The sequence below is a fragment of the Niallia sp. FSL R7-0271 genome, assembly GCF_038005785.1.
Lineage (GTDB): Bacteria > Bacillota > Bacilli > Bacillales > Cytobacillaceae > Niallia.
Genome location: NZ_JBBOTZ010000001.1, coordinates 3,884,247 through 3,903,782 on the forward strand (window position 1 = coordinate 3,884,247; position 19,536 = coordinate 3,903,782).

Sequence of the window (19,536 nt, forward strand, 5' to 3'; positions counted from 1 at the left end):
TAACAGCGGAGATTAACTGCCTCCGTATTATTATTTAGATATCTAAATAATAGACATCTAAATAATAACAGAATGACTTTTCTTCAGCAATTAATTTAAACTAGCCAAATAAAATGAAGAGAGCCTGCTTAAATGAATGCAGGCTCTCCTCTAAATTAAGCAGAAAGGTATTTATCTCCTCTTAAACTTGGAGTCTTCCAAATTTCCACCCACTTCTTAATGGCTGCCACTACAATTATAATTCCGAGAATAAGCATAATAATCGACAAAACACCGTTGACGACATTATAACCAGCCGCTTCTGGGTTCAAATAGACATTAGTAATCATCCAGTAGCCTGCCACATTTACTGTAGCAAAAAGATAAGCAAGCGGGATAAGACATGTAAGCATATAAGAGCGTTTATCAGCTATTTTCAAGATAACAGTAGCTCCAACAATTAAGCCAATTGATGCCATCAGCTGGTTAGACACACCAAATAATGCCCAAACAGAACCGATATCCCCTGAATACAATAAGTACCCCCAAGCTACACATGCTAATGCACTGGCAAAGATATTTCCAGGCATCCAATCGACCCTTTTCAGCGGCTTATAAACTTCACCGAAAAAGTCTTGAATTAAATAGCGGGCCACACGAGTACCAGCATCAATAGCGGTTAAAATGAATACCGCTTCAAACATAATAACAAATTGGAAAAAGTGCGGTGCTAAATTATCAAACCAAGGAATGCTGGTGAAAATATAGGTCATTCCGACAGCTAACGAAACAGCCCCTCCCGTTCTGCCTTCCAAATCCAGACCAATTTCCTGGCTCAATTCTGGCAAATGAACGGCAGACATTCCTAATGTTTTAAAAACCTCTGGTGTTGAGTTAATGGCAAAATAATCTCCTGGATGCAGGGAAACGGCTGCAATCAAAGCCATAATTGCTACTAAGCATTCAACAAGCATGCCGCCGAACCCGACTATTTTTATATCCTGCCAGCGATCAAGCATTTTCGGAGTCGTTCCAGAACCTACGAAGGCATGGAAACCGGATATGGCACCACAAGCAATGGTGATAGAAATAAACGGCCAAACAGGTCCTGCAATGATTGGACCGCCGCCGTGAATAAATTCAGTAAAGGCAGGCATTTGTACATCTGGATTTATAATGAACACACCGATAATTAAAGCGATAAAAACACCAATTTTCATAAAGCTGCTTAAATAATCCCTTGGAGCCAACAGCAGCCATACTGGCAGAGCAGCTGCAAAAAAAGCATAAATCGGCAGGATGATTGCCAATGTTTTTGAGTCAAATGTCAAGAACTCTCCTAATGCAGTCTCTTGGATAGAGGGACCGATAAAAACACCGATCATAAGGAGAATAAAGCCCACTGTGCTGGCCAGCTTTAAATTTCCTGTCTTTTTATAAAATAAACCAACACCCATCGCAATCGGAATAGTGATACCTACTGCGAATGTTCCCCACGGATTTCTCTCAAGAGCATGAAGGACAACCATTGAAAGACCTGCCATCGTAATTGTAATAATGAACAGCATGGCAAGTCCTGTACAGAAGCCGGCAACTGGACCTAGCTCCTCTTTGGCAACCTCGGACAAAGACTTTCCTTGCTTACGCATGGAGGCCATAAGCACAACTGCATCATGAACCGCTCCCCCGATAACTGCCCCAATTAACAGCCAAAGCAATCCTGGCAAATAACCAAATTGAGCAGCCAAAATGGGACCAACAAGGGGGCCAGCTGCCGCAATTGCCGCAAAATGGTGCCCAAAGGTAACCCACTTATTTGTCGGCACATAATCCTTCCCATCATTGAGCTCATGAGCAGGAGTCTTTTTTCTTTCTTCCATTTCCTTTAGCTTCATTACCTTAACCGCCATGAAAGTACCATATAAACGATACGCAATCATTAAGAAACACATCGTCCCAATTACAATCGTAATTGCATTCATTTCATTTCAGCCTCCTTCAGTAATTATTGCTATTACATGTATATACTACCTTATAGTAAACGTTTTCATTTTTTATTTCAATATCGAGTATTGTCATATTTTAGGGATTAGGACAAACGGACTTAAGACTGCTAAGACAGAATAACTAATCAACAAAAAAAGGCCCTTTTAAAGCGCCTTTTTTCAGAAACTCTTATTCTAACCATAGATTTTGCAGTGCTACTCGGTCTGCTGCAGTCAAGTTCAATTCCTTCTCAAAGTAAATGTCCATGTTTCCATAAGTATCCTTAATAACCGTAAATACTGCTTGTAAATATTCTTCTTTCGCCGCCATCATTACATCAAACAACAAGAGTTCTTCCTCTGTCAGCTGTCCAGACAGCTCTGCTTTGATTATTTCCTGGAATTCTCGCATGGTTTCGTTTGTAATTAAGTAATCCTCTATGATTGTTTCTTTAGGAACACCCAATGCTGATAAAATCAAAGCAGCTCCTACCCCAGTCCTGTCCTTGCCTGCTGCACAATGATGAACAATCCCTAGATTTTCAGGGTTTTGGATAACTTCGAACAATCTTTTGTAGGAAGAATTATTTAAGGTCATTTTTCCGTACATTTCAGCTAATCCAGTTATATTTATATTTTTAAATAATTCACTTTTTACTATATCCTCCATTGATTGAACAAGCCCCTGTACTTCTCCAGCAATTGCAGGAATTCTCTCGTTTATGATTCCCTCTATAACAGGATCTGGTTTGACGGAAGCTTCCCCATCATCACGATAATCAAATATATACTTTATTCCCAGTGTGCTGAAAATCTCTTTATCTCTTTCCGTCATTCCCGTCAATTCGGCTGAACGGTAAAACACTCCATATTTAACTGTTCTTCCATCCGTGGTTTTATATCCACCCATATCGCGAAAATTGCGGATTCCTTCAAATGGAATAATTCTGCTTTTTGGACTTGCTGTTACTCCTTGTTTCTCCATTTACAACTACACCCCTTCTTTTAGCTTAATTGGCTTGCTCCAACATCTCTTGCTCTTTTCCTTCATAAAGGTATTTAATCATTGCATCTGTTAATTCACTTGCCTCTCCATCAAAGATAATGGTGCCTGCTTTTACTGCTACAATTCTAGTTGCATATCTTTTGGCCACATCGACTTGATGGAGGTTTACTAAGCAGGCAATTCCTTGCTCCTTACAGTTTTTATAAATAGCGTCCATCACAACAGTTGATGATTTAGGATCTAGGGAAGCGATTGGCTCATCTGCCAAGATAAGCTCAGGATTTTGCGCCAAAGCACGGCATACGCCAACGCGCTGTTTTTGGCCACCTGACAGCTCGTCCGCCCGCTTGTAAATTTCAGCTTCTAATCCTACCTTTTCAAGGAGCATGATTGCCTCCCTTTTATCCGCTTCCTTATAGCGGTTAAAGACTCCTGCCAGTGAACCCATATATCCTAATCGGCCATGAAGAACATTTTCGAGGACACTTGATCGGTAAATCAGGTTATAATGTTGAAAAATCATGCCCATTTTTGATCTGATTTTTCTCAATTCATTTTTATTTACTTTTTCAATATGCTGATTAAGGAACTCAATCGTCCCTTCTGTCGGTTCAATTAAACGATTGATACTGCGCAGTAAAGTTGATTTTCCAGCACCGCTTGGTCCAATTACGGCTATAAATTCCCCTTTTTTCACCTCAAGATTAATATCTTTTAACGCTAATGTGCCGCCATTATATGTTTTTGCTAGATTCGTAATTTTAAGGATGGTTTCCATCATATTCCTCCTAATTAGACATGCGCTTGCGAATTTGAGTTGTCATGAATTCAAGCATAAACATTGTGATAAAGACCATTACTATTCCTAAGCTTAGACTACTGAAATCATAGAAGGATATATATCCTTGAATTAATAGTCCTATACCGCCAGCACCAACCATTCCCAAAATAACAGATTCAGCTACATTCATTTCAAATCGAAAGGCTGTAATAGCCAGAAAGCTAGTGAGAAGTGTAGGAATTAAGCCTCTAAAAACAATATGCCACCATGTTGCCCCAACTGATTGCAGTGCTTCAATTGTTTCTTGGCCCACTTCTTCAATTTGAGCAGAAAAGGATTTCACTAAATAAGAGCAGGTTGGAAAAATAAGACCTAACACACCTGCCATCGTTCCAAACCCAATGCTGGCTACAGCAATTAAGACCCACACAGTTGCTGGGATAGCACGGATAACCATAAAGAGGAAACGGAGCAGCATTCCAAAGTATCTGTTCGGAGTAGTGTTTCTTGCTGCGAGAAATGCAAGTACAACTGCAAAGATAATACTAAGAACAAGACTTAAAAAGGCTGTTACTAAGGAAACTACCATTTCACTTGCCAGCTCAGGAAATTCGGCAAAAGACATTTGCAGCATCATGGACAGAACAGATGGAATTCTTGCTACTCCCTCTTGAAACTGGGAGAAGCTTATATCTATCTGAAAAACACAAACAATAAATAAGATACCGACTGTTGTGAAAAAGTATTGTTGCTGCCTCTTAGTCTGTTTATGTGCTATTGGTATTTTTTTCTTCGTTAGCATACTTTCTTTCATTACTAATGTATTAGGGATCGGCATTTGGCTTTTTGACATGTTAAATTAATCTCTCCCTTACCCGGTTTGTTACATACTCGACCATTAAAATCAGGATGACCATTATGGCAATGACGGTAGAGGTTTTGCCATATTGAAACAAATCCATCGTTTGCTTTAAGATGCTTCCCATTCCCCCTGCTCCTACCAGCCCAAGAATGGCGGAAGCGCGGATGTTAATTTCGAACATAAACAGCGTCCATGAATAAAAGCCCGGCAGGAACTGCGGAATAATTCCATGTTTAATCTTTTGGAAATAGGAAGCACCACAAGCATCAAGAGCCTCGATGCCTTCCTTGTTCAGCTCTTCAATCGATTCTGCATAGACACGGGATAAAAAGCTTGTCCCAAACAAGACTAGCGCAAACAGCCCTGGCATTGTTCCAACCCCAAATATTACTACCAAAATAGATGCCCATACTAAGAAGGGAATATTTCTTAAAAAGGCAATTATCCCTCTGAAAAACAGCCGAACAGCTGAATGCGGCGTCGTATTGTGCGCCATACAAAATCCAATGACAATTCCCAACAAGGATGACAAACATGTCGTCACTACGGCAAAGATAAGTGTATCGACAACAGGTCCAAGGTATGTGCTCAGATCACTAATATTCGGTGGAAAAAAATCTGTAAATAAAAACTGAAAAAATAAAGGGATGCTTTGGATAAGCTCAAATATATCCATTTCTACAAACCAAACGGAAAAAGCAATCAGGATGGCGAAGAATATAAGGGACAATGTCCCTTTCATTTTGCGCATTTCAGCTGTTTTCAGCGCAGGGTTATTGTGTGCTGGCATATCAGTTCCTCCTTAGCTTTCCAATAGTTGCTCAGGACTTAAGTTAAGCATTTCAGCTATATCACGCAATTGGTCATAATCACTATCAGATGCTTCCATAAACTTTGCATTTTCCGTACCCAAAATATTTTTAAAATACTGCGGATCATCGTAGCTCAATAAAAACTTTTTAATATTGTCTTTCATTTCTTGATCTAAGCCGCTTCTTACTGCAAATGGTGCTCCAACAGGAATTGATTCAGACTCTGCAATAACACGGTAGGAACCTTTTTCAATTATTCCTTTTTCCTCTAGCATTGCCGGCATCATCGCAGAAACCCCGGCAGCATCATATTGGCCGCGCACAACACCTATAAGAGCCTTATCATGTCCTCCAGCGAATTGCACACTTTTAAAGAAACTTTTTTCCAGATCTTCTACACCAATGCCCAGCTCTTTAACAATCGTTGATTTAGGAAGCAAATGCCCTGTTGTGGATACTGGATCAGCAAATCCAATTGTTTTGCCTTCCAAATCGGCAATTGTTTGAATGTCTGAATCTTTAGGAACAACAATAACAGATGGCGCCTGTCCTTCTAATTCTGGATTATTTAGATTAGCAATAAGCTCTGCATCTGCTCTTTCCTCCGCAACTATGTAGGAGAACGGACCAAACATAGCCATATCTGCTTTATTATTCTTCATCGCTTCGATTGCAGCATTATAGCTGTTGGCCTGATAAGCCTCCACTTTAACGCCAATTTTTTCAGAGAGTTCCTTTTCAAAATTACTGTATGTTTTTTGCATTTGTTCATCAGACTCCTGTGGCAGATAAGCAATAACAAACTTATCCTTTTTTGCAGAACCTGACGAACTGCTTGTCCCACAGCCAGCTAAAATCCCCGATATGATAAGCATGAACACTAAAAATGAAAGAAGTTTTTTCATCATTTCCTCCTGAAATTATCGATTTTTTTCCTGTATGGCCACATCTTTATTTTTATAAGGACTAAGAACATCACTTCAAAAAACCGGAAAGACAACCTCCTTTGAATGCAACTTGTATACAACTTGAATGCAATAATAGAATAACGCCTTAACGTAAAGTCCATATTAACGAACTATTAAGTTAATGTAAGTAAATCACTTAGCTTTTGTTTGTTGCGGTTGCATAAAGTATCAGGTAAGATAAGTGTGCAATCCTATTTTGAAAGGAAATGGAAATATGTCCTCCTTAGTTGACATCGCCTACAACAAAATCAGGGAAAACATTATGACTGGTATTTATATGCCTGGATCCCTTTTATCAGAAAATGAACTAGCTGAACTGCTGAACATGAGCCGGACACCTATTAGAAGTGCCATCTCCCGTTTAGAAACAGAAGGGTTCGTCTCCTCACTAAAAAACAGGGGCATTTTCGTAAAAGAAATATCTTTCAAAGAAATGTTAGATGTAATGGAAGTATTCCTATTTTTAGAAGAGTTTTCCGTGGATTCCGTTAAGGAAAAAGGCCTTACCTTTAATATAGAAGAATTAAAAACCCATTTAGATCAGCAGCTTGAAGCGGAAGAAAGGGATGATTATCCTTCCTATGTGCACTCATCCATGATGTTCACACGAAGTATGATCACTTCAGCTAATAACCACAGAATGCTGCAAATCATGGATTCTGTTAAGGATAAGCTTATCCATTTCGGCATTATCAATTGGAAGCTGACACCTCATCAAAAACATTACTCTGCCAATCTACTAAACAAGGCTATTTATGAAGCGGTTTGTGCCGAAAATTATGCGGAGGTCAAGCGGTTATGTAAAGAGGCTTATGGGAGAAATCGGGAACGATTTATTCGATCTGGAATTCAGTAAAATCAGGAAACGGCCGTTGTTGCGGCTGTTTATTTTTATTTTGGAACAAACAAAAAGAAAAGCTATTCTAGCTTCTCTTGTACGGCACTTTTTAGTTTTACCCATTAACCTTCAGCTTTCTCTTTAATCGAATTGCAACTGCAAAGATTAACACCTATAATACTGTCGGCACAGCCCTTATAAAAGCAACCACTCCTACTATCACAGTTTTAAGGGTAACTTGGTGCCAAGTTGGTTGTGTTAATTGGAGATAAATTGTTTGTAAAAAGAAGGGAGAGATGCTAGTTTAAAATCCCAAAATAGCAACATACTGATTTTGCAGCGCAAATCTATTATTTGACCAGCCTAAAGTATTCAGCACATAACCTAAAGAATCGGCATTATATCTGCCTGCGACTTTTTGATAGGCTAATAGTTCATAAACATTATTTAAATCAAAATCTACAGGATACAAACCGCTTAAAGGATTTACAAAACCAGTGATAGGACTCTTCAATTTACCATTAGGATCATAAATTTCATTTAAATAATCTGCATCTCTTGTTGATATATCGATTATATAATTTTGATTATTAAACTTGCTGAAAACCTTCACTTTATAATGATCTAAATACGTAACCTCGTACTGGTATTGTTCATTATAGACATTGAAATCAAATAACAGTTTTGCAGTATTCCCTGCCAAAGAATATATATAATGATACATAATTCCACCGCTGCCGCCGGTGGCAATACTTATAAAAATATCGTCGATGCCATCTCCAGTGAAATCTCCTAAAAATAACACAGGATTGTAGCCTGCATTTTCACGTAGGGAAACACTTATTACCTGGCCAGTTCTTCCATCTTGAACATGAAGCGTAATATTTTGAATAAATGGACTGTCTGCTGTCTTCGTTCCAGTTAAATAGACATTATCAGGCATTCCATCCCCATTAACATCACCACGTGCAAAGGAAACAACTTCCGGCTGATTAACCCCAGTCCTATAATAATGATACATACTATCCCTCTTTTCAGCTTGGCGATTCCTTATATATCTCGTTTTTACTTCGTTCCTACAGTCTATGGTGTTTGATGACAATAGAGTCTGTACGATAAAATATATCTCCTAAAATAACGAAACTAAAAGGAGGCAAATGTCTCCTTTTAGTTTCGTTTATTAATATTAAATTCACCTCTTCTATATAATGTATAGACGAATATAAAATGAGGTGAAATTGTGTACCATTTCAAACCTGTTTCTAATGAGGTTCGTTTAGCTCAAAAAACATTTATAACCTATAAAAAGACGAAAAAGCTTATTTTAGGAGCGATTTTTGCTTGTATAGCAGCTGTTCTCCAATCTGCGGGCGGCTTTATTCCCGGAATAGGCTATCTTTTAAGCCCCCTTGCCACAGCACCTATTCTGTTATATTCGATGCTTTCTACTCCATTTGGAATTCTGGCTTATTTTCAAACAATTTTATTGCTATTCATCCTTCAGCCAACAGAACTGATTGTATTTCCTTTTACAACAGGATTACTAGGGCTTGGCATTGGGGCAGCCTTTTACTTCTTTAAACACAGATTAAGTATTATTGCTGCTGGAACTTTGTCTTTAATGCTAGGCATAAGCACTCTGTTGTTTTTACTGCACTATCCTATTCTAGGGCCAGCCTTCTCAAACTCCCTTTCCTATCTTACTATTGGCCTTATTTTTTTCTGTTGCTTCCTTTACAGCTGGATATGGGTCGAAATTGCCTTAATTATTTTTAAACGATTAAAAGTGTTTGCTAGCTAGCTATAAAGGTTATGGAATTATTTCAAAAACAGTGCCCTGGTTATAATCAGCTACCTTCATAGACCCATATACTCCTAAATATAAGGTAGTTTGATTTAGATTTGATCCTAAGCTAACATAGTATGCTGACTGCGGCCCAAAGTCATAATTAATATCAATGACATGAAAATCATTTTGTTTCCCATCTGGTCTTGCACTTGTATATGCTAAAGCACCTCTTTTTCGTGCAGAGTTCTTGCGCATAACATCAGTAAAGATAACTCTTCCCGTTAAACTAGGAATTTCATTTCCTAAGTATGGCTGAACTCCAGTTAGTGCTGTTCCACTAAATTTATCCGGTCTAGGGTCTTGATGAAAGTAACTGGTTAAAGGCGGAAGTCGACTTCCTGAGAGTGTCACAGCTTCCTTATAAAAGCTCCATATTTGCTCCTTAGTTTCTGGGTTAATCGTACAATCTCTTATAATGGATGTAGGAAAATCTCCTTCCCAACCCCGCCAGCCGAAATTTATCAGTCCTTTTTGGCTTGATTTGATATTTCTATCATAAGCTTTAACAAGCTGAGTAACCGCTATTGGCTTATAATGGACAAATGCAAAAATAGACTCTACCAAATCTTGTCCGACATTTCCTGCATATTTAATAAACTGATGATAATAACTTTGAAATGAAATACCTGTTATATTTCGAACTCCTTTTGCCATAACAGTGAGCATCTCCTGAATGTCTGAAGGCAGTTCATGAAAACGAGTAACGACAGGTTGATTATTGGTAGATGTATACTTATTTATATCCACTTCAATAATTTTACCGGCGATTTCCATATCATCTTGACTTAAATTATATGGGTCATAACCTGATCCACCATCCCCAGTTGTTAAAATAAGTTTGCCTGTTTCAGGTGAAAAGTTTAAGCTGTTGACACCATTATGATTTGAAAAAGGCCTTCTTAAGTTAAGCAATGTCCGTCTTTTTTTAGGTTGGCCACTAGATTGTAAACCCCATTCTTCTACCTTATCTATATGGTCATACTGAGATTCTCGATTCGTCCACCTTAACTTTAAAGTTTCAGGCTTGCATGGGTCAGGTTTAAAATCTTCTAGTTGAACACCTGGCCCCTGTGTTCCAGCTGCAGAATAATGAAGGTAAAACAAACCGTTATACCTAAAATTAGGATGAAAAGCTAGCCCAAGCAATCCTCTTTCATCATATCCGCCACTATTGCCTAATTGTATGATGAGCGGGCGAATATCTAAAAAAGTGTTAATCCTCCCGTTACCCACATAAAAGATTTCTCCTACCTGGGTTGCAATAAATAAACTTTCAACAGAATCACCTGGAAGTACAGCTGTTTTCATTACAGTGGGCAAATTTATCTTACTTACAATCGGGCGTAAACCAACTTTAACTTTTTTCAACTGCTTTGACCTCCCCCCATTTTCTTTTATAAGAATATGTTTTGAGCTGTTTTATAAGTACTAAATTAAGATGGGAGATTTTATGAGAAAAAGGATCGCACTTAGCTACCTCCTCTAAACAAAAAAAATGAGTTCGATATATAACGAACTCATTTTAACCAAGCTGTCTAATGAAACTAAGCACTAATAGAAGTTAAAATGTTTCATGTGAAACATTTCTGCTAGCTATTAAAGCGATAACCACTTCCCCAAATAGTCTCTATCGGCAACTCTGATAATTTCCCTTTTTTTAACTTTTCTCGAATACGCCCAACATGAACTACAACTGTAAATACATCACCATCTAAATCATCCATATACCAAACTTGCCTGAAAAGCTGCTCTTTTGTCCATACGCGGTTTGGATGCTCCATAAAGAACACAAGTAAATCAAATTCCTTCGTAGGAAAAATAAACTCCTGCCCTAAAATAAATACTTTACGTGCACCTTTATCGACTAGAATATCCTTCACTTCTAGAATATCCTGTGAATATTCAGCACCTGTCAGCTGCTTAAACCGTTTTATATGGGCCTGTACACGTGCAACGAGCTCACTCGGGCTGAATGGTTTGGTCATATAATCATCTGCACCTAAGCCGAGTCCCCTTATTTTATCAATATCTTCCTTTTTCGCCGAAACAATCATAAGAGGAATATTTTTCTTTTCACGAATCCGCCGGCAGATTTCAAAACCATCCAAAGAAGGCAGCATCAAGTCAATAACAATTAAGTCAAAGGGTTCATTTAATGCCCGATTTACACCTTCTAAACCATCTACTACAATCTCAGCCTCCATTTGATGTATCTCTAAATAATCTCTTTGCAGCTCAGCAATACTAATATCATCTTCAATAATTAATACTCTTGGTGACAGTATGATAGACACCTCCCTTTAAGCCCTTGCCAATATTATTGTTACAGTCGTGCCTAATTGCAACTTACTTTGAATCTGCACTTTTCCATGGTGTTTATCGACGATTTGTTTAACGATAGCAAGCCCTAAGCCGCTGCCTCCTGTCGTCGTTGTACGCGCTGCTTCTCCACGGTAAAAATGGTTAAATACATAAGGAAGCTGAAAATCTGCAATTCCCTGTCCATTATCTGTGACATATACCTCAACATTATCAGCAGCTGCCAATGCTTCTATTGTTATAGATAATGGCTCTGCTAGCTTCTTAAACTTTAAGCTATTTTCAAATAGATTATTAAATGCCCGATTCATTTGCATACGGTCAATAGAAACATATACCTCATCAGCCGCATTTATCTGGAACTTAACATCTTGGTTGTATAATTGAAACTCTTCTGCCATATGCACAAGAAAATCGGAAAGCTGAATACGTTCAAATTGGAAAGGAACTGCTTCTGCATCAAGCTTGGAGTACAGAAAGAGCTCTTCTATTAACTGATTCAAAGCAAGTGATTTAGAATGAATTGTTCTCAAATACTTTTCCTGCTTTTCAGGAGTATCAGCAACCCCCTCTCGCAAGCCTTCTATATAACCGATAATAGATGTAATTGGAGTTTTTAAATCATGAGATATACTCGCAATTAATTCTTTTCGATTATTTTCAAGACCTTGCTTTTCCTTTTTAGAGGCTAAAAGTGTTGCGCGCATACTCTCAAAATTTTCTTTCAGCTGCTGCACTTCCTTTGCAGTACTCTCCGGTAAGGCTGGTGTTTCAATTATTAAGTTTTCCTCGCGCAGCTCAGACATGAACTGTCCTAAATTTTCTAAAGGCTTAATAATAGTCCTGCGTAATAGCTGATTCAAAAACAGCACAGCTCCAAATGATGCAAGTAGGATAATGATAATAATAGCAATTCCCCATTTAGTAAAAAACTCTAATAGATTATTTTCCTTTTTTAACACGAGAATACTTCCCTTTGTCTGATCACTATAATAAAAATCAAACTTAATAAAACGATATAATCTTCCTGCGTTATCTATTGTTCCTTTTGTTTCAATATTATTTGCATCAAAAACTGGAAAATGAACAACTAGCGATTTTTCAACTAAGCCTTTGGAATAATACAAAATATCCTTATCATGGCGTATGACAACACCGAGTGACTTTTTCTCAATATCTTGGAAATTTGTTTGCACATCTTCTACTAAAAGCTGGTCTGGATCTGTTTTTGCAATATTGCGCAGCTCAACGTAAGCAAGCTCCTCTTCTGGACTCAAGGAGCGCTGCTTCGTAAAGGTTTGATACCATGTTTTCGGTGTCGGAACAGTACCGGTCATTACATAAAACAAAATACATAGGATTGCGAGAATAGAGATACTCGCAATCACAATACCGCCAATATATGAAATTAAAAACCGATTTTTAATGGTCATCTTGATTCCCTTCTCCATTTATAAAGGAGATAGTCAATGCTTTCTTAAAAGCTAAAGGACGGTTTTGATTCTCCTTTATATGGTTCATGCTCTACAAAAATGGTAATGTCTTTTCCTTCAGCATCCTTCCCGACACGTTTATAAGTAAATCTATTTTCATTCAACTCAGTAAGCTCTAACGCTGCACCATATTTATTTTCACCGATTGAAACATGTGCACGGATTTTATTATCATTGGTTACATCAAAGTAACCAAAATCGCCGCGGCTTTCCCCTGTTTCCAGATTAAAAAATTCATATTGATTTGTATATTTATCAAACTTTGCTAAGCTGATAAAGTTTTCATTATACATAGTAACATCATTGCCTTCTTCATCAACAGCCTTTGTACCTTGCCATAACGTACTGCCAAGAATATTATCTCCATCTTCCTCTGTAACAATATCCCCTGTAGAAGCCGTTAAATTTTGCGCTGGTGTTGTGAAGGTTAGCTCATTTTCATCATACGGTATATGCTCAACAAAAACTTCTATATCATTGTTATCCGCATCTTTCCCCATGCGTTTATAAGTAAATATATCCGCTTCCAATTCTGTTATATCAACAACTGCCTGATAATTCATTGTACTGGAAATAAGTATACGCTTTGCACCATCATTTGTCATAAAGAACGTGCCTTCATCACCGCGTGTCTCACCAGTTTCGGCATTAAAAAATTCATAATGTCCAGTCACTGAATCATACTTTGCTAAGCCAATAAAGTTAGCATTCTCCTTTGTAAGATCATTATTATCTTTATCATAAACACGAGTACCCTGCCAATTTGTGCTGCCTAGTATATCGGCCATCTCTTGACCTTTTGTTTGTTGGACCACACTTTCCTGTTCTGTCTGCTGATTCTTTGCAGAGTCTGATTTCGCTTCATTATTTGTTGTATCACTGCATGCCGCAAGAATAGTAATTGAGCTTAAAAAAGCTGCTGCTGCCAATTTAAATTTTTTCTCCATATTTATTCCTCTCCTTTATCATTTGCTTACCTTTATTTTAGAGACCAATACTAAACTCCTTATATCGCAAATATAAACAAAATATAAATTCATAAATTGTTCAATATTTCACAATTTTATGGTGGATTTCCGTGTTATGATGAACCCGTAATAAGGTTAAAGGAAACTAGTAATATTCTTAATCACTAAAGGAGTGAATCACATTTATGAAAGCAGTAGTAGTTAATCCAAAATCTAAAGCAAACATTGAGATTATTGAAAAGGAATTGCGACCGCTAAAATCTGGTGAAGCCTTGGTAGATGTTGAATACTGCGGAGTATGTCATACTGACCTGCACGTGGCTGCTGGTGATTTTGGTAATGTGGAAGGCAGAATCCTTGGACATGAAGGGATTGGAGTTGTATCAAAAATTGCAGATGACGTCACTGGCTTAAAGATTGGCGATAGAGTCAGTATTGCCTGGATGTTCCAAGCCTGCGGCAGATGTGAATACTGCACAACAGGCAGAGAAACATTTTGCCGCAACGTCCAAAACGCTGGCTACAGTGTCGATGGAGGGATGGCTGAACAGTGCATCGTAACAGCCGATTACGCAGTTAAAGTGCCTGAAGGACTAGACCCTGCACAAGCTAGCAGCATCACGTGCGCAGGTGTTACTACCTACAAAGCGATTAAAGTTTCCGACATAAAAGCTGGTCAGTGGATTGTAATATATGGCTGTGGCGGATTAGGAAATCTTGCTATCCAATATGCTAAACATGTATTTAACGCAAAAGTTATTGCAGTAGATATTAATGATGATAAATTAACATTAGCTAAAGAAATAGGAGCAGATATGACAATCAATCCTGTCACACAGGGGGATGCTGATAAAATCATTCAAGCACAACTCGGTGGAGCATATGCAGCAGTTGTAACAGCTGTTTCAAAAACAGCATTTAACTCTGCCGTCAACGCAGTCCGCGCCTGTGGTAAAGTTGTCGCAGTCGGCCTGCCATCAGAGACGATGGACTTAAATATTCCACGCCTTGTACTTGATGGGATAGAAGTAGTCGGATCATTAGTTGGCACACGCAGAGATTTAGAAGAAGCGTTCCAATTCGGAGCAGAAGGAAAAGTAGTTCCAATTGTGCAATCTCGCTGCTTAGAGGAAGTACAGGATGTCTTTGAGGAAATGGCGCATGGTAAGATTCAAGGACGGATGGTGATTGATTTTAAACAGTGCTAGTGTGATTGCTGAAACCATGAATACGTGCATTCTGACATAAGCTTAGGTTATATATTCCCAATATTTATCAACAAAAAAGGCAGGCGGTTTACAAGTAAAAAGATTGTAACCTCTGCCTTCCCCTATTTAACTCCTTTTATCAATCCAAAATCATAGACTCACCGTTTGAAATACTATCCTTACTTTCTATCAATCTTTAAAAAGCCATTTTTCATACAGAATCTCTACATAATCTTTACATTAAATCACGAATGAAGGAACACATACCAAATATAATGAAGAGGACTTACCTATATACAAAGTGGTTTATATTGAAAAATGATAAGGAGTGATTATATGGATACAAGTTCTCACATTATTATGGGTTTTGGATTAGCTGCCCTTGCTCATATTGATCCTGTTATTGCTAATCAACCTGCCCTGTCACAAGCTGTTATGTTTGGAACAGTAATTGGTTCAAATGCTCCTGACTTTGACTTCATCTATCGTATGAAGGGCAAAGGAAGTTATATCCGAAATCACCGTTCCTTATCCCATTCTCTCCCAGCATTGCCATTATGGAGTCTCGCTGTTTCAGGTATTATTTATGCCTTTTTCCCGGAATCTTCCTTCCTTCATTTACTTTTATGGACATTTTTAGCTGTTATTTTGCATGTGCTTTTTGATTTATTCAATGTTCATGGAACTCAAGTTTTACTGCCCTTCTCGAAAAAATGGATTGCCTTTGACTCCATTCCATTAGTAGATCCTACTATCCTATTCGTACATTTGCTGGGCTTTTGCCTGCTGCCGTTTTATGAAATGGGCAAAGTGTTTTTAATTATTTATATCTTTATTATTCTATATCTTACTGTTCGAACTCTGTCGACCGTTTTAATTAAGAGAACGTTGCATCTGCATTTTCATCACTCTATTCGAATTAAATTAATCCCACGTATTTCCTTGTTTCATTGGGACGTTATCATTGAGACGAAAGAAGACTTTTTATTTGGGGTTTACTCAAATGGCATTCTTAAGGTCGATCACTCTCTTGTAAAGAAAATAGAATATCCAAAAATAGTCACAGACAGTAAAAGCCACCCGCTTATTTCCGATTTTCTTTCTAGCACCCAATATGCATACCCATTTGTTCTTAAAAGAAAGAATGGATATTTGGTCTATTGGAAGGATCTGCGTTTTCGTACCAATAAGTTTTTTCCCATTCTTGCCATCCTTTCTGTATCATCCGATCACAAGATTAGAGACTGTTTTATCGGTACACTGTACTCCTTGAAACAATATAAGCAAGTTATAAAACAATTAAAAAATACAACAATCTTAAAGAAGGGCTGATTCTATGGAAAAGACATTACTGATAATCTCCTCTGATATTACAGGACATGGGCATAAAAGCATCACAGAATCATTGTGTGAAAAAGTTCAATCTCATAATGATGTGAAAATTTTTGTAGTAGATGGATTTTCTCTCGGTAAACGGTTGCTTTTAAAAATTGGCCAATCCTATGGCCCTATCACAAGAAACTCTGAAAATCTTTGGAAAATGATTTGGAAACTATCTGCATTGAAGCCCCATCTAGTAGACAATTTTATTGAATCACTAATTAGAGATAATTTTCTAAAATTACTGGAAGATGTAAAACCAGACATGATTTTATCGGTTCATCCTAACTTTAATGGTTCTATCTTAAATATTTTAGAAAAGCAGGATATTCATATTCCTTTCTTTACTCTCATTGCTGATCTTGTGAATATTTTTCCTCTTTGGGCAGACAAAAGAGCACACTATATTATCAGCCCTACCTCTGAAGCTCAAAATAAATGCATTGAATTTGGGATTCCAGATGAAAAAATAAAGGTTTCCGGTTTTCCTGTCCGATCCCGATTTTTCCCTAAAAGTTATAATCATCGTAAATTTTATAAAAAAGGCCAATCTTTAACATGCTTAATTATGAGCGGTGGTGAAGGTGTTGGTAATATGAAGAAAATAGCTGAAAATTTACTGAACCATTTTGATTGTAACGTTAAAATAGTAGCTGGAAAAAATCTCAATCTAAAAACCAAGCTGGAAATGTCCCTTAAGGCCAAATATGGTGATCGAGTAGAGATTTATGGTTTCACGAAAAACATCCAAGATCTCATGCTTTCAGCAGATATTGCCTTTACTAGAGGAAGTCCTAACGTCATGTTTGAAGCAATAGCTACCAATACGCCACTTATTATTACGGGAGCATTGCCAGGTCAGGAAGAGGATAATCCAACCTTTGCAGAGAACTTTAATTTAGGCGTAGTCTGTAAAAAACCAAGGGAAATTAAATATACGTTAACAAGTTTACTTGAAAATAATGGTGAGAAACTAAATGAAATGATTGTTAGTCAACGCAATTTTATCAATACAAAAGCAGCAGAAGACATTCTGCAATTTATTCTAGAGGTTGGCGACCCTTACTATGAAGCAGCCAAAGAAAAACTATCTTAATGAATTAACAAAAAAGGTGCTTAATCAAGCACCTTTTTTTCCTTTATCAGTTTATATGCATCATGATATTCTTAAAAACAAGCTCTGGACGTTCCTCTGTAATTAAATGTCCTGTCTTTTCATAGGTAATTAACTGTGCATCGGGTAAATCACTAACAAGGCGTTTTCCTACCCCCACTGGAACAACACGGTCTTCCTCGCCCCATATCAATAATGTTGGCACTTGTATATCATTCAGCTGTTTTGGCAGTAAATCTCCCTCACGATGTCGCAGGAGTCGGATTAAAGCCTTATAAAATCCCATATCATCCAGCGGTTTACCGAATTCTCGAATCATTTCATCATTGATTAATGTTTGGTCAAAAAAGACATTTTTCAAATGATGTATGACACCCCTTCTTTGAATATAATGATAAACAAGCTTCTCAAAGTAAGGTAAATATGAAGTGAAAACGAGCGGTTTTTTCGCCCGTTTCAAATATCCAGAACTACATAATAAAACTAATTTATTAACTTTCTCAGGAGCCATCATGGCCATATAAAGCGCTATTTGACCTCCCATCGAATGAGCAACAATATGAGCATTAGAGTATCCAAACTGTTCCATGCATTCTAACATTAGCTTCGCATAATTTTGAAAACTGTATATAAACGAAGTCGATTTCTCGCTTTTCCCAAATCCAGGGAGGTCAACAGCAACGACAGAATAATGCTCTTGCAATAAAGGTACAATGCGTCGAAACGTATAAGTTGAGGATGCAAAGCCGTGGATCAAAAGAATTGGTGGTTTATCATTCAATATGTATTCACAGTATAAGTTGATACCAGATACTTTAAGATAGGTTTGTTTTAATCCACTGACAGTCATTGTGTTCCACTCCTCCAGCTCCAATTGATTTTATTATTAATCAATTGGAGCTGGAGGATACAGGAAACATTATTTTTTCCAAATATATTCACCTGTTTTTAGTCTATAAAATCTAAAGGAGGTAGTGAGTTATCTAACTAACTCACTACCTCCTACTCAATTGCCTCTCTATTTTCCAAATCTTTTACGATATCCGCATTTTCTGCAGAGTTCCTCTACTGCCACTCTTCGTGAAAAACCCTCTACAAGATTTTTTGCTCTATCCATTTCGATAATATCAGAAAATGAATTATCATTAATGTTACCAAGGTTAATAACTCCCTCACCATCTAAACAACAAGGAATAACCGTTCCGTTTGCTAAAATACCTGCTTGATTACGCATACCATAGCAAAAGCCCTTTCCATCATCTTCTTCCTCATGTAATGCAGGCCACTGAAACTCGTAATCTTGATTAATAAAGATGCGTTCCGCTAGTTTAACACCACTTCCTGGTGTGACCTTCTCTTCAATTTTGAAGTCTAACTCAAATTCTTTCTCAATAATTTCAAGCAACTCTCTGTTTCGTTTTCTTTCCAAATTCGTCGTATTATCTTGAGTGAGATTCCATAATCTCAGGGAAACTATCATATCAGATTGGCTCGTAGCTTCTTTAATAAAGGAAAGAATACTTCTCACATACCCTTCCTTATCTTTAGAACCAATATGGCCATCAAAGCTATGGAGTGAGAAATTCATTTGTCTTAGCGCAGGCTTATTTAGTAATTTTTCTCTCTTTTTATTAATTAATGTTCCATTTGTTGTAATATTAACTTTAAACCCTTTTTCATGGCTTACGTCTAACAAATCGCCTATTTTAGGATGAAGCAGCGGCTCACCCTTTACGTGTAAATAAATATAGTCTGTGTGCGGTTTAATTTGGTCTAATCGCTTAGAAAAATCCTCCACAGAAATGAATTGCTTCTGTCGTTCTGTTGGCGGACAAAAGCTGCATGCAAGATTACATACACTTGTAATCTCTAAGTAAAACTTCTTGAATTTTTTCACCATTAATTCCTCACTTCTTTAACTACTCACATCTGTATGAACTATTATCTATCCCTATTAGAGCATATTTGTTCATA

The 19,536-nt window shown here is 37.5% G+C and carries 18 protein-coding genes; 5 read left to right on the plus strand and 13 right to left on the minus strand.

Going from position 1 to position 19,536, the window contains the following annotated elements:
* Positions 1-155 precede the first annotated feature (155 nt).
* The 6 genes from cstA to MKX82_RS19765 form a co-directional block, all read right to left on the minus strand.
* Positions 156-1,961 carry a carbon starvation CstA family protein gene (gene cstA / locus MKX82_RS19740; RefSeq protein WP_233316091.1) on the minus strand — a complete coding sequence of 602 codons (1,806 nt, stop codon included), beginning with the start codon at positions 1,959-1,961 and terminating at the stop codon, positions 156-158.
* Between the two features lie 193 nt (positions 1,962-2,154).
* On the minus strand, positions 2,155-2,949 hold the full coding sequence (locus MKX82_RS19745) for a tyrosine-protein phosphatase (RefSeq protein WP_341079281.1): 795 nt from the start codon (positions 2,947-2,949) through the stop codon (positions 2,155-2,157).
* 25 nt (positions 2,950-2,974) lie between these two features.
* Entirely contained in the window at positions 2,975-3,748 is a 774-nt protein-coding gene (gene phnC, locus MKX82_RS19750) for a phosphonate ABC transporter ATP-binding protein (RefSeq protein ID WP_251647680.1), read from the minus strand.
* A gap of 10 nt (positions 3,749-3,758) precedes the next feature.
* A complete protein-coding gene (locus tag MKX82_RS19755; RefSeq protein WP_341079283.1) occupies positions 3,759-4,604 on the minus strand; it encodes a PhnE/PtxC family ABC transporter permease in 846 nt (281 codons plus the stop codon).
* Position 4,605: 1 nt separating this feature from the next.
* Entirely contained in the window at positions 4,606-5,403 is a 798-nt protein-coding gene (gene phnE, locus MKX82_RS19760) for a phosphonate ABC transporter, permease protein PhnE (protein ID WP_341079286.1), read from the minus strand.
* 12 nt (positions 5,404-5,415) lie between these two features.
* On the minus strand, positions 5,416-6,333 hold the full coding sequence (locus MKX82_RS19765; RefSeq protein WP_341079288.1) for a phosphate/phosphite/phosphonate ABC transporter substrate-binding protein: 918 nt from the start codon (positions 6,331-6,333) through the stop codon (positions 5,416-5,418).
* Between the two features lie 274 nt (positions 6,334-6,607).
* Between MKX82_RS19765 and MKX82_RS19770 the strand changes: the two genes are divergently transcribed.
* Entirely contained in the window at positions 6,608-7,249 is a 642-nt protein-coding gene (locus MKX82_RS19770; RefSeq protein WP_233316098.1) for a GntR family transcriptional regulator, read from the plus strand.
* Between the two features lie 286 nt (positions 7,250-7,535).
* Here MKX82_RS19770 and MKX82_RS19775 read toward each other — a convergent pair whose 3' ends face one another.
* Positions 7,536-8,252: a VCBS repeat-containing protein gene (locus tag MKX82_RS19775; RefSeq protein ID WP_341079290.1), complete on the minus strand. Its 717-nt coding sequence runs from the start codon at positions 8,250-8,252 to the stop codon at positions 7,536-7,538.
* Between the two features lie 219 nt (positions 8,253-8,471).
* On the opposite strand from MKX82_RS19775, the gene MKX82_RS19780 reads away from it, so the two are divergent.
* Positions 8,472-9,032: a hypothetical protein gene (locus MKX82_RS19780; protein WP_341079291.1), complete on the plus strand. Its 561-nt coding sequence runs from the start codon at positions 8,472-8,474 to the stop codon at positions 9,030-9,032.
* Between the two features lie 9 nt (positions 9,033-9,041).
* Here MKX82_RS19780 and MKX82_RS19785 read toward each other — a convergent pair whose 3' ends face one another.
* The 4 genes from MKX82_RS19785 to MKX82_RS19800 all read right to left on the minus strand — a co-directional run bounded on the left by MKX82_RS19785 (position 9,042) and on the right by MKX82_RS19800 (position 13,839).
* Complete coding sequence (locus MKX82_RS19785) at positions 9,042-10,448, minus strand: PQQ-dependent sugar dehydrogenase (RefSeq protein ID WP_341079292.1); 1,407 nt, start codon at positions 10,446-10,448, stop codon at positions 9,042-9,044.
* Between the two features lie 221 nt (positions 10,449-10,669).
* Positions 10,670-11,368, minus strand: coding sequence for a response regulator transcription factor (locus tag MKX82_RS19790; protein WP_341079613.1), 699 nt, complete (start codon positions 11,366-11,368; stop codon positions 10,670-10,672).
* 12 nt (positions 11,369-11,380) lie between these two features.
* A complete protein-coding gene (locus MKX82_RS19795; protein ID WP_341079293.1) occupies positions 11,381-12,850 on the minus strand; it encodes a sensor histidine kinase in 1,470 nt (489 codons plus the stop codon).
* A gap of 26 nt (positions 12,851-12,876) precedes the next feature.
* Positions 12,877-13,839 (minus strand): DUF4822 domain-containing protein, encoded by a 963-nt coding sequence (locus tag MKX82_RS19800; RefSeq protein ID WP_341079296.1) that lies wholly within the window; start codon positions 13,837-13,839, stop codon positions 12,877-12,879.
* A gap of 206 nt (positions 13,840-14,045) precedes the next feature.
* Here MKX82_RS19800 and adhP point away from each other — a divergent pair, with 206 nt between their 5' ends.
* The 3 genes from adhP to MKX82_RS19815 all read left to right on the plus strand — a co-directional run bounded on the left by adhP (position 14,046) and on the right by MKX82_RS19815 (position 17,544).
* Positions 14,046-15,068: an alcohol dehydrogenase AdhP gene (gene adhP / locus MKX82_RS19805; RefSeq protein ID WP_233316106.1), complete on the plus strand. Its 1,023-nt coding sequence runs from the start codon at positions 14,046-14,048 to the stop codon at positions 15,066-15,068.
* A gap of 336 nt (positions 15,069-15,404) precedes the next feature.
* Entirely contained in the window at positions 15,405-16,400 is a 996-nt protein-coding gene (locus tag MKX82_RS19810) for a metal-dependent hydrolase (protein WP_341079299.1), read from the plus strand.
* A 4-nt stretch (positions 16,401-16,404) separates the two neighbouring features.
* Positions 16,405-17,544, plus strand: coding sequence for an MGDG synthase family glycosyltransferase (locus tag MKX82_RS19815; protein WP_341079301.1), 1,140 nt, complete (start codon positions 16,405-16,407; stop codon positions 17,542-17,544).
* 46 nt (positions 17,545-17,590) lie between these two features.
* Here MKX82_RS19815 and MKX82_RS19820 read toward each other — a convergent pair whose 3' ends face one another.
* Together MKX82_RS19820 and MKX82_RS19825 are read right to left on the minus strand one after the other, a co-directional pair.
* The gene (locus MKX82_RS19820; protein ID WP_192486411.1) at positions 17,591-18,412 is read right to left on the minus strand and encodes an alpha/beta fold hydrolase; all 822 of its coding nucleotides are present in this window, start codon (positions 18,410-18,412) and stop codon (positions 17,591-17,593) included.
* 168 nt (positions 18,413-18,580) lie between these two features.
* Entirely contained in the window at positions 18,581-19,459 is an 879-nt protein-coding gene (locus tag MKX82_RS19825) for a radical SAM/SPASM domain-containing protein (protein ID WP_233316168.1), read from the minus strand.
* Positions 19,460-19,536: the final 77 nt, after the last annotated feature.